The following is an 11890-nucleotide window of genomic DNA, read 5'->3' on the forward strand; positions in this document are numbered from 1 at the left end:
ACTCATGATTCGCACTCTTAAATAGAATTCTTTGCCACTCCCCTGCAAATTCCCTATACTTAGGGACAATTTTTTCTCATATTCTAGTGGATGCTACATGAGTCGCGCCATATCACATATTGATACATTTCAAGGCTTAATTCTTGCCTTACAAAATTACTGGGCCGAGCAAGGCTGCGTCGTATTACAACCTTACGACATGGAAATGGGTGCAGGTACTTTCCACACTGCGACTTTTCTGCGTGCATTAGGCCCTGAAACCTGGAATGCGGCTTATGTCCAGCCATCACGCCGTCCTAAAGATGGACGTTACGGTGAGAATCCAAACCGTTTACAGCATTATTACCAATTCCAGGTAGTGCTGAAGCCTAATCCGGATAATATCCAGCAGCTTTATCTGGATTCATTAAAGGCTATTGGTATTGATACGCTAACACATGATATCCGTTTTGTAGAAGACAACTGGGAATCTCCAACACTTGGCGCTTGGGGCTTGGGCTGGGAAGTCTGGCTGAACGGTATGGAAGTGACACAGTTTACCTATTTCCAGCAAGTTGGTGGCGTAGAGTGCTATCCGGTTACAGGTGAAATTACTTACGGTCTTGAGCGTCTGGCCATGTACCTGCAAGGTGTAGACTCGGTTTATGATCTGGTCTGGACTAAAGGCCAATTTGGTACGGTCACTTACGGCGATGTGTTTCACCAGAATGAAGTAGAACAGTCCACTTATAACTTCGAATATGCGCCAGTTGAAAAACTATTTGAACTGTTTGATTTTTACGAAACTGAAGCCAGCCGTTTAATGGAAGCAGAACTTCCACTGCCGGCATACGAACAGGTGATCAAAGCTTCACATAGCTTTAACCTGCTTGATGCACGTGGTGCGATTTCTGTGACTGAACGTCAGCGCTATATTTTGCGTGTACGTACACTGGCCCGTGCCATTGCACAGAGTTATGTACAGGCCCGTGCCAAACTAGGCTTCCCGATGGCCGAGCCTCATCTGCGTGATGAAGTCTTGGCCCAGCTTAAAGCTCAAGCGGAAAATGATGCTGCTCAGGCAGAAAAATCAGCGGAGAACAAATAATGTCTAAACATACAGTTTTATTTGAACTTGGCTGTGAAGAACTTCCTCCAAAAAGCCTGAAGACCCTACGAGATGCCTTACTGGCAGAAACAGTGAAAGGTTTAAAAGATGCTGGTCTAGCCTTTGATTCAATCGAAGCTTATGCTGCCCCACGTCGTTTAGCCCTTAAAATTGTGAATGTCGATGGTGCACAAGCAGATACACAGAAGCGTTTTGATGGTCCTGCGGTTCAAGCGGCTTATGACGCTGAAGGCAAACCAACCAAAGCTTTAGAAGGCTTTATGCGTGGTCAGGGTATCAGTATTGATCAAGTATCAACATTCCAGGCAGGTAAAGTTGAAAAGGTCTGCTACTTAAAAGATGTAAAAGGTCAGAGTCTGGATGTATTACTGCCACAAATCCTGCAAACTGCTTTAGATCATCTGCCTGTGGCAAAACGTATGCGCTCAGCAGCCAGCCGTACTGAATTTGTACGGCCAGTCAAATGGGTAGTATTACTAAAAGATGATCAGGTCATTGATGCTACTATTCAGGACCATACAGCCGCTAATGTAACCTATGGTCACCGGTTCCATGCACCAGACGCAATTACACTTGCAAATGCTGATGCCTACCTGGATGCACTGCGTGCAGCTAAAGTCGTAGCTTCATTTGAAGAACGTCAAGCCATTATTGACCAGCAGGTAAAAGCTCTCGCTGATGAAGTCAATGCAATTGCCATTGTACCGGCTGACTTGCGTGATGAAGTAACTGCACTGGTAGAATGGCCGGTGGCTCTGCGTGCCAGCTTTGAAGAGCGTTTTCTTGCCGTTCCACAAGAAGCACTGATCACGACCATGCAGGATAACCAGAAATACTTCTGTCTGGTCAACAGCGACCACAAGCTTCAGCCTTATTTTATTACCGTATCGAATATTGAGTCAAAAGACCCGAAGCAGATTATTGAAGGTAATGAAAAAGTTGTTCGTCCACGTCTTTCAGATGCTGAGTTCTTCTTTTTGCAGGATCAGAAACAGCCGCTGGCTTCACGTTCAGAAAAACTGGCTAACATGGTATTTCAGGCACAGCTTGGCACCTTATGGGACAAGACTGTACGTATCGCAATGCTGGCTGTGGAACTGACCAAGTTTACAGGTGCACAGGTTGCTGACGCTGAAAGAGCCGCCATGCTGTCTAAATGCGACCTGACTTCCGAGCTGGTAGGTGAATTCCCTGAGCTTCAAGGGATTGCAGGGACATACTATGCCCGACTTGAGGGTGAAAACGATGAAGTCGCTGAAGCGCTTGGCGAGCAGTATCTGCCAAAATTTGCAGGTGATGTTTTACCAAAAACCAAAACAGGCACTACGATTGCACTGTCCGACCGTCTGGATACGCTGGTAGGTATTTTTGGAATTGGGCAGGCTCCTACAGGTTCAAAGGACCCGTTTGCACTTCGCCGTTCGGCAATTGGTATCTTGCGCCTGATTATTGAAAATAATCTCGATGTAACGATTGAAGCACTGGTGAACTCTGCCCTGCATGCCTATGGCGCGCTGATTACTGATCCGAATAAAACCCGTAGTGATGCAGTTGCCTTCCTTGAAGGCCGTTACCGGGCCAAATATGAAGACCAAGGTGTTCAGGTAGATGTCATTCAGGCAGTCCAGGCGATGTCACCTGCTTCTCCGCTTGACTTTGACAAACGTGTTAATGCCGTTAACCATTTCCGCAATCTGCCTGAAGCTGCTGCATTGGCTGCTGCAAACAAGCGTGTTGCAAATATTCTGGCGAAAGAAGCTGCACCTGAAGGTTCAGTGGTTGAAGCGAACCTGGTTGAAGATGCTGAAAAAGCATTATTTGCTGAACTTGCGAAAATTACGCCTGTGGTTGAGCCATTATTTGCTGCCAAAGACTACACTGCTGCGTTGTCTGCACTTGCTGCTCTTCGTGTGCCAGTGGACGCGTTCTTTGACGGTGTTATGGTGATGGCAGATGATGCTGAGCTGAAAGCAAACCGTTTACGTATGCTTGCACAGCTTCGTGATTTGTTTACCAAAGTAGCTGATATTTCGGTGTTGCAGCACTAAGCTTTAATTAGTTGAAAAGTCTATAGAACCCCGCTATAAGTTAGTGGGGTTTTTATTTTTTTAAATATAATGAAATTATCACAATCGCAAAAAGTTGTAGAATTTTTAAAATCTTACCCAAATCAAAAATTTACATCACGTGAAATAGCTGAGGCTATTATTCAGCTTTTTCCTGAAGATTACGAACAAAAAAGATTAAATCATCGATTTGAATCAAATTCAGATTTTGTACAACAAATTGTTCGTGAAATTAGTAGTAATGCAAAAACTAGTATTTTAAAGGTATCGCCGCATATTCATATACGTGATCAACCTCGTCCAAGACAATTCTGGTTTGATCCTAATTCAACATATGAATTAACACGGGAAATTAATACTATTTTTAATTCTGAAAATATTGATGCTGAAGTTCACTTACCTATTATTAAATTAGATCATTTATCTGAACATGATCTTTATCCAATTCTTATTGAGTTTTTAAATTCTGAATTTAATCTAAACTGCCTTAGAATTGATGAGAAACGTTCAAAAAATTCCCGTGGTCAGAATGGAAATCAATGGCTACATCCTGACGTTGTTGCTATGCAAGCATTAGATGACCGTTGGAATGAATTAATTAGAACCTGTGTAAAACATAGCTCTGGTCAAAATGTTCGTCTATGGTCTTTTGAAGTCAAGAAGGAACTAAATAGCAGTAATATTCGTAGTAGTTTTTTTCAGGCTGTGAGTAATTCAAGTTGGGCTAATGAAGGATATTTAGTCGCAACATCAATATCTACGAGTGAGGTTGAAGAAGAGCTTCGGATGCTTTCTGCCCTCCACGGTATCGGGGTAATACTTCTAATTCCTGAAAATCCAAGTGAAAGTGAAATTTTATTACCTGCTCGTCGTAGACCAGAGGTTGATTGGCAGTCCATTAATCGAATATTAAATGAAAATTCTGATTTTAAAAATTTTATAGAACTTGTTTCTATTTACTATCAAACAGGCCGTATTCGTCCTCAAGATTGGAATAGATAATGTATGACTATAGGCATTTCACTATATATTTCATATACTCAAACTAACAACACTCAACAAGAAAGAATCATATGACATTTAAAACACTCATGTTGACGGGTCTTGCGAGTATCGCAGTTACAGCTTGTAGCTCAGCCCCAAAAATTCCTCAGCTTGATCTTGGCGTTTTACAGGAAGTACAAAATCTTGAAGTTGTTCCGGCAACTACTAACAACAAGGCAAAACTGACCAAATTCCTTGATAAATGCGTGATTGAATTTACAGGTGATATTGGTGAGAACCGTGTTGTGGAGCAGTGGTCATTTAAAGGTATGGGATTAATGAATGCCGGTTCGGCCACATTCCAGCGTGATGGCACCAGCAAAGCAGAAAAATTTAACCTGCATGATGCGAATGTTCAAAAGAACTTTGTTACCCTGCGCGATCATTTTGCCAAAGAAGCGCTAGATCAATGTAACTAGCAAACTCGCCCTGTTTTTATAAAAGATAGGGCATCCTCTATGACGTTGCTGCATAAATCGCTGTATAACCGTTTATATCTTTTTTAAATTAAAATAATTATAAGATACTGCAATATCCTTCTTTAGCGATTCTTCACAGGATATTCATTGTTTTTAAAACATCATCCGCTACACTAAAACATTCAGACCGCTCTTTAACAAATTCGAGGTCGATTCTTAATGAATATTAAAACTCCAATACTTTTGCTCATCGCTCTTATGGGCGCTGTACCACTCCTCGCCCAAGCGAATTCTACTCAGACCTCTTCACAGATTACTAAACCGGTCATACCTTATGGTGAGAACCCAAATCTGCTGCATGTATTTGCCTATAAAGCACAAGAAGGCGTAATCAATACTGCGGAGAAAGTGGGAAAGGTGACTGAAAAAAGTATCGCCAGAATTAAACCAGATGTCGACCGCGCCTGGAACAACACCAAATCTGTTGCCTCAGTTACTATTCAAAAGGTGGATCAGGGAACACAGCAGGCAGCTCAACAAGCTAACCAGAGAATCCAGAGCTCCCGAGAAGCATTGGGTGGTACACCGCAACAACCGGCGCCTATTATTCAGCAACCTCTAAGCCAGTCATCGACAGCTTCCCAAACTACAGCGCCCTCACAACCCCATTCAGGCGCTACCAGCTATGCAATCACAGAACTTTAAACTTGCGTGGGGTTAAATAAATATATTGAGCTAACACCTTTCTTTACATGCTTAACAGGCTTACACAATATTTGAGCAAAAATATTAAAAGAAATTAGCAGTATGCAACGCCCATGCTTTGGAATGGGCTGGCTGGTTAAAACTCTTTACTAATTGACCTGCCGGATAGGCTGGCCTCGTTTAAAGGCTTCAGTATTTTCAGCAAGCTGCTCTAGCATACGCTGTCGCGCCTGAACACTTCCCCAAGCAGAATGCGGTGTAATAATCAGATTTGGAATATCCTTATTCAGTAAAATATTGCCCTGTTTAGGTGGCTCAACGGTGAGTACATCGCTGGCAGCTCCGGCGATTTCACCATCTTTTAAGGCTTGGGCCAATGCTATCTCATTCACCAGTCCACCACGTGCACAGTTAATGAGAAAAGCGGTAGGTTTCATCTGTTGCAGCTCTGCTGCTCCAATCAGGTTTTGGGTCTGTTCGGTTAAAGGACAATGCAGACTCAGAAAATCAACTTGCGGCAGCAGCTCCTTTAATGGAATCCGGTCAGTCCCCCCCGGACGGCACGGTAAAGAGGCAATCTTGACCTGCATGTCAAATGCCTCTGCCAGCCGGGCTACAGCCTGTCCAAGTTCGCCATACCCTACAATTCCTAAAGTCTTTCCAGCCAGTTCAACAATCGGGAAGTCGAGCAAACAGAACTGCTCGGCCTTGTTCCATGCACCGGTCCGTACCGCACGGTCATATTTTAAAAAGGAGGTTGCCAGACTCAGCATAAGCAATAAGGTATGCTGAGCAACAGCCGGTGTGCCATAGCCCTGACAGTTACAGACCACGATGTTATGCTCACGGGCCGCACTCAGATCTACATTATTGGTGCCGGTAGCAGAAATCAGAATCAGTTTTAACTTAGGAAGCTGACGAATCAGTTCGGCATTTACTCTGACTTTATTGGTAATAATGACATCGGCATTCTGTACACGCTCCAAAATTTCATCTGGTGCAGTAACTGCATGTAAAGTCAGCTGGTCAAACTGTTGTTGAAGACGGCTGATCTCGAGATCATTTTGGTTCAGTGAATTAAAGTCTAGAAATACGGCTTTCATTGGATTCATCTCCTGCGACTCTACTCTATTTAAACAGCTCGTCCATGTTTATTCCAGAGCAATGCAAGAGATGATCCTTAGCCTACAATTTTAGTGTTAAATTTCAGGTGCCAGAAATTTGCGTTTTTTAATCACTGGTTTGTGCTGATGGCTTTTATAAAATTGCCAGGCCTCTTTTAAGACATATAGCGCGAAAGTCAGCACTACCATGACTCCCAGACCAAAAACCAGATGCGGTGTATGTACTGCACCCGCATGAGCGAAGCCAGGGAATAAAAATATTAAGCTAAACAGCAAAGATGGATAAACATTCACATCTACACTCCTTATCTTTTTTCTTTAAATTTAGGTATTTACAAAAAACCTATTACTGAATCCCGACTATAGCCCACATACAGAATAAAGCAAGTTTGTAAGATCAGGTAACTTTCCTATTTAAATTCCAGCTATTTACAGACCCAAAAAAGCCGGGCTAAACCATGAAGGCTTAGACCGGCTAACAGATTAATCTGGCCTTTAGACCACCACAAATTTCTCTGTATTTTGAACGTGTTCTACAGAAAAATGGCAATTGCCATATTCATCACAGCTCAGGTTCAGGTTTTTATAACTGAGTACATAAAAATCCGGATATTTTTTTAGAACAATCGGACTCATGTCTGGAGAAAGTGCATCTTGCTCTTTTACCAGCCGCATAATACGGCGGTCATTCATTACCACCATATAGCGCTCATTGTTCAGATCAACACTGAGCAGACCAGTTTCTTTCGCCTGTAGAGAGATCAGATACTTGTTATTGAGACTAATCGCATCCTGACTATAGCTTTCCAGCTTCTGAGTAATTAAATTAAATACCAGATAGGCCTGATGGCAGTCCTGCAACAGGCTGCGCTGCTCCTGATCATGTGGCATGTTGACTTTAATACCCAGCTTCAACAGGTCCTGCTCATTTACCTGCTTGTTGGTCAGCAAGGTTCGGGTAATCAGCTGCTTTAATTGAGCATCCAGATATTGCCCGTCGAGCTGGAATTCACCATTTTTCAGGATTTTTCCAAGTTTGGCGCTGTGTTTTGGCAGGAACCTGGCAATAACATTACGGTAATAGAATTTACTGTTCTTTTTAACCTCACGCACCTGTTTATAAAAATATTGCTGGTCCCATTCATGTGAAATAAAGTCATTTAGCAGGGTCGAGCTGGCCAGTACAGCCAAGGCATCATGGCCGGTAAACGGTAAATGAATAGTATGCAGTTGCGGAATTAGGGGCTGAATTTTTGAATAATGTTCATGATCAGCTTCAAAATATGGGTCATAAACCAGAATATACTCACTATCTGGCGCAATATCAGAGCGTTCAATCCGCATATTGGCATTCAGTTCAGCATCAAAGAACTCGCTATAACGGCGGTCATTGACTTCATCTGGATTAATGGAGTACTGCGGAACAAAAGCAATGACCCGGTTCATGCCAAGCAAGCGAGAATATTTTATCGCAGCATAACCCCCCATTGAGCCGCCATATCCAGCTACATAGTCGAACTGCGCTAAAATAGGCTGTATCTGTTCCAGCATGGCCTGCATACTAGCTGCCGGAAACCATGATTTCCGCTTGGGCATGACTCCAATAATGTTGTAGTCATATTTAGAAAGAGATTTCTCGGCATTAATTGACATACCATTAGCTTTGGTAATTAAGTCACCAAAGGAAAAAACCAGTTCACGAGAATGTCCTTTTAGAAAAATTACCCGGATATCGTCGTCTTCAAAAACTATCTGCTTGTCCATTCGCCTATGAGGCACCGTAGCGCCTACACTTCTCCTATAAAAATGAAAACAATAAGGCCTTTGCCTGAGCCAATTTGCTCAGTATCTTATTTTATCGAGGTCACTCAAATTAAAAAGCGCAAAATATGACACATTCACTACATCCTGCCGCACAAAAAGGCTTTAGTCAGGCGGCCCAACTTTATCAGGAGGTACGGCCCAGCTATCCTAAACAGGTAATTGATTGGCTAAGGAATGACCTGAATTTAAGTCAATCGTCGTATGTCGTCGATCTGGGCGCAGGTACAGGCAAATTTTTACCATATTTACAGACTTTAACTTCTCATATTACTGCGGTTGAACCTGTTGCAGAAATGCTCGCAGAGCTGGAAAAACATTATCCGGATGTTGTCGCATTACCGGGCACCGCACAGCATTTACCTTTAGGGAATGAGAGTCAGGATGCCGTACTTTGTGCACAATCTTTTCACTGGTTTGCTGATATTCAGAGCCTGAATGAAATTTATGAGGTGCTTAAACCGGCAGGTTATCTGGGACTGGTCTGGAACCAGCGTGATATTGAAGTTGAATGGGTGCGTGCCTTGGCTGAGTTGATTGCGCCATTTGAAGGAACTACCCCACGCTATCATAGTGGTCACTGGAAAGAAGTTTTTGATAACCAGTTTCTGTTTCAGCTGGAAAAGGTCAAGGTTTTATCACAAGTACAAAAAGGTACGGTAGAACAGGTGGTATCCAAACGTTTACTGTCGACCAGCTTTATTGCAGCCATGTCAGAGTCTCAACAGCGGGCCCTAAAACAGCAGTTTGAAGAAACCGTCCGGCACTATACTAACAAGCAACCTCAGGATGAAATTGAATTTCCATATGTAACTTATGCTTATAGCTTTAAAAAAGTCAGTTATAAATAACTGAAAAAATCATGTTTAAAATGAGGGAGTACATATGAATAAAACAGCCCGTCTCGCTTTACCTCTGATGTTCTGTTCAAGCCTCTTACTGGGCGGCTGCCAAAAGGAAAACCCGGAAACTGGTGATCTTTCGCAGCAACAGCAGGAAGATGCAGAAGTCATGAAACAGCTGGAAACGCCTCCAGTTAAACAATTTCCGGCTACTCCGAATGATGCTCACGATATTCAGCTACTGGAAGACTATGAAAGCCGTTTTTTAGCCATGAGTGACGAACTGGAGGAAGAACTTGGTAAAATGCGTCAGGAAGGCTCGCTCACTGAAGAATTTGAGCAGCAGCGCAAACGCGAGCATATTCAGTCAGCACGTAATATGTTGCGTGAACTGGACTTAAAAACTGAGCAGGGTCGCTATATTCAGGGATTACATGCAGAATACTGGGATAATCAGGCCAAATTACTTGAACAGCAACCTGAACAGAAAGGTAATAACAATCAGGTACAGGGCTTAGGCGATTATTTACATGCGCAAGAGCAATTGAAGCACTGGAAAAACCAGCAGCAAACTGCCAGCAAACAATCACAGCCACCATTTTCTGAACCTGCAAAACAGCAGTAAAAAAAGGCAGAGCTAAAATATATAATTCTTGGTAATTATACCTCTGAAACCCGAAAACATATATCCGACTGCATTATTCTGAAGTCGGGTATATGTTGCCTGGATTAAACTTCCTTTATTTAATTTCGTAACAACTTTAAATTTAACTTCTGACTTTCTCGATCCATTGAATCGAGTTTACTCGAAATAATTCACAAGCCCCTTCTCCCAAATCAGTTGGAGTAAGTGATGAGGTCCAGACCAAATCTTTATCCTTCACTTCAACCAACTCGCCATGTAAACGGACCAGATCACCCCGTTTCACTTTCTTAATTTCTTGGGCAATTTTAGGATTGGCTGGAATAATATGCATATTTGATACCATTTGCATGGCCTGTTTCGGTGGTACTGGAAGCTTGTCTATTTTCCAGTTCAGGAAACGGTCATATTGGTTCACACTGATACGCCGGGCAATTTCCGGCTCGGCAAACATTCCCCAACTGACTGCATAATCAATTGGGGAAAATTTGGCTTGTTCATCATGAGTATAGATTTTTGAACCTAATATACGGAAATCACCAGCGAAAGGTTTAAGTACTGCAATAGACTGATCTTTTACAGCAGGTGCCAATCCTTTAGCAATATTATATTCAGCAGAGGTCGATGCACTGGCCTGTCCTACCCATAAGCCCAGTAATACACTACATATTAAGCGTTTTGACATCAATTTCCCCGTGTAATCAGCGTGTTTCTTAACTCTATATTAGAAGAAGAAAATATGAAAAGAGTATCAAATTTTAGTAACAATCAGCATGGTTTAAGTTTGATTTTGTCTTGACTCTATTTATTTAAACGCGAGTCTAAGCGCTATACTTCATCAAAATCAATACGCACGGTCTCAAAACGTACCCGCCCGTCACGGATTGCCTGAGCAATTGCCTGCTGGCCTTTGGTTAAGCGTGCATTTCCACTTTTAATATCAATCAGCACTACTTGAATTTCATCTGCTCGGCCTTCGCCATCACGAAAGTCGGTATAGCCATCAAATACCACATAATCCACTGGGTCCCCTAAAAATTTGGCATCGCTCGGCAAATACTGGAACTCAGGCAGGATTGGAGCCAGCTGTTCGGCCATTTTACCCTTAAGGACTGCACGGCTAGTGTTTACACTGCGCTTTTGTGCATGAGTCAGTGCCTTCTGGTGTTCACGTTCTAGCTCGGCAATATACTGTTCATATTCCGCCTTGATCCGTCCATTACGTGTATTTGACAAAATGAAAGTGGCAACTACCACACCGATGCAGGCACCAATCAGCATGGCCATCCAGATTGACATATATATTCCTCATATTTCATGTGCATAGTAATGTATAGAGTCTTACAACTTTTGTCATGTGTCACATTTCTCACATAAAAAGCTGCTAAGCTAGGGTAGAGATAGATCATTGTACTAAAGTGAATGAAAACAATATTGATTGCCAACCAGAAAGGGGGCTGTGGAAAAACCATTGCAGCAATCACTTTAGCCACGGCACTCTCCCAAAAAGGTTATCGGGTCGGGCTGGCAGATGCAGATTACCAGAAGTCAGCCTTACAATGGCTAAAGCTACGACCTGAAACAGCCACGCCAATTATTGCTCTAGACTGGCGAAAAGAAAAACAGATCGGTGAAGCTCCCGCAGACCTGGACTATTTAATTATTGATGCGCCCGGTGCATTACGTGGAGAGCATGCTGAACAGCTGATCCGTGAAAGCCAGCATATTATTGTTCCGCTTCAACCTTCTTTTTTTGATATTGACAGTACCCGGCGTTTTTTAAAACATCTCCAAGAGATCAGGCGGATACAAAAAGGCAAGGTAAAAATTCTGCTGCTGGCAAACCGGATCAAGTCACCAAAAAGTAATCAGCAGGATATGCAAAGCTTTTTTCAAAAAGTTGGACAGGAACCTGTAGCCTGGATTGCAGAACGTTCAGCTTATGCCAAACAGGCCATGCAGGGGTTGGCTATATTTGATAAATATCAGAAAAATCTGCTGGTTTTACAAGCTCAGTGGCAACCGGTTCTGGATAGCATTATTGAAGATCCAACCGAGTGGTTCTGATTTTTGAGCTGCTATCCGTTCTTTTTATATCGTGTAATTTATTCACGGACC

Annotated in this window: 13 protein-coding genes; 8 read left to right on the forward strand and 5 right to left on the reverse strand. The window is 42.7% G+C overall.

All coding sequences use genetic code 11. The features are described from left to right. The first annotated feature begins 97 nt into the window (after positions 1–97). From glyQ to J502_RS01740, 5 genes are all read left to right on the forward strand, one after another. The gene (gene glyQ / locus J502_RS01720; RefSeq protein WP_005018241.1) at positions 98–1087 is read left to right on the forward strand and encodes a glycine--tRNA ligase subunit alpha; all 990 of its coding nucleotides are present in this window, start codon (positions 98–100) and stop codon (positions 1085–1087) included. Beyond that, positions 1087–3156 carry a glycine--tRNA ligase subunit beta gene (gene glyS / locus J502_RS01725; RefSeq protein ID WP_034682879.1) on the forward strand — a complete coding sequence of 690 codons (2070 nt, stop codon included), beginning with the start codon at positions 1087–1089 and terminating at the stop codon, positions 3154–3156. Before glyQ ends, glyS begins: the two co-directional genes overlap by 1 nt. Positions 3157–3222: 66 nt before the next feature. Then, complete coding sequence (locus J502_RS01730) at positions 3223–4176, forward strand: COG2958 family protein (RefSeq protein WP_171072005.1); 954 nt, start codon at positions 3223–3225, stop codon at positions 4174–4176. Positions 4177–4247: 71 nt separating this feature from the next. Next, positions 4248–4637, forward strand: coding sequence for a hypothetical protein (locus J502_RS01735; RefSeq protein WP_034682882.1), 390 nt, complete (start codon positions 4248–4250; stop codon positions 4635–4637). 219 nt (positions 4638–4856) lie between these two features. After that, entirely contained in the window at positions 4857–5342 is a 486-nt protein-coding gene (locus J502_RS01740; protein ID WP_034682884.1) for a hypothetical protein, read from the forward strand. 149 nt (positions 5343–5491) lie between these two features. On the opposite strand, the gene J502_RS01745 is transcribed toward J502_RS01740, so the two are convergent. The 3 genes from J502_RS01745 to J502_RS01755 form a co-directional block, all read right to left on the reverse strand. Continuing rightward, on the reverse strand, positions 5492–6445 hold the full coding sequence (locus J502_RS01745; protein WP_034682886.1) for a 2-hydroxyacid dehydrogenase: 954 nt from the start codon (positions 6443–6445) through the stop codon (positions 5492–5494). A 96-nt stretch (positions 6446–6541) separates the two neighbouring features. Beyond that, the gene (locus J502_RS01750; protein ID WP_005018228.1) at positions 6542–6760 is read right to left on the reverse strand and encodes a hypothetical protein; all 219 of its coding nucleotides are present in this window, start codon (positions 6758–6760) and stop codon (positions 6542–6544) included. Positions 6761–6961: 201 nt separating this feature from the next. After that, positions 6962–8230: a hypothetical protein gene (locus tag J502_RS01755; protein WP_034682888.1), complete on the reverse strand. Its 1269-nt coding sequence runs from the start codon at positions 8228–8230 to the stop codon at positions 6962–6964. A gap of 125 nt (positions 8231–8355) precedes the next feature. Here J502_RS01755 and J502_RS01760 point away from each other — a divergent pair, with 125 nt between their 5' ends. Further along, complete coding sequence (locus tag J502_RS01760) at positions 8356–9138, forward strand: class I SAM-dependent methyltransferase (RefSeq protein ID WP_034682891.1); 783 nt, start codon at positions 8356–8358, stop codon at positions 9136–9138. Between the two features lie 34 nt (positions 9139–9172). Beyond that, positions 9173–9754 (forward strand): hypothetical protein, encoded by a 582-nt coding sequence (locus J502_RS01765; RefSeq protein WP_034682893.1) that lies wholly within the window; start codon positions 9173–9175, stop codon positions 9752–9754. Between the two features lie 142 nt (positions 9755–9896). Here the strand turns inward: J502_RS01765 and J502_RS01770 are convergent, their stop codons facing one another. After that, positions 9897–10457: a hypothetical protein gene (locus J502_RS01770; RefSeq protein ID WP_005018223.1), complete on the reverse strand. Its 561-nt coding sequence runs from the start codon at positions 10455–10457 to the stop codon at positions 9897–9899. 143 nt (positions 10458–10600) lie between these two features. Next, entirely contained in the window at positions 10601–11071 is a 471-nt protein-coding gene (locus J502_RS01775) for a Holliday junction resolvase-like protein (RefSeq protein WP_034682895.1), read from the reverse strand. 123 nt (positions 11072–11194) lie between these two features. Between J502_RS01775 and J502_RS01780 the strand changes: the two genes are divergently transcribed. Continuing rightward, positions 11195–11839, forward strand: a complete 645-nt coding sequence (locus J502_RS01780) for an AAA family ATPase (RefSeq protein WP_005024342.1) — start codon at positions 11195–11197, stop codon at positions 11837–11839. Positions 11840–11890: the final 51 nt, after the last annotated feature.

The organism is Acinetobacter sp. 1294596, from assembly GCF_000582925.1.
GTDB lineage: Bacteria > Pseudomonadota > Gammaproteobacteria > Pseudomonadales > Moraxellaceae > Acinetobacter > Acinetobacter radioresistens.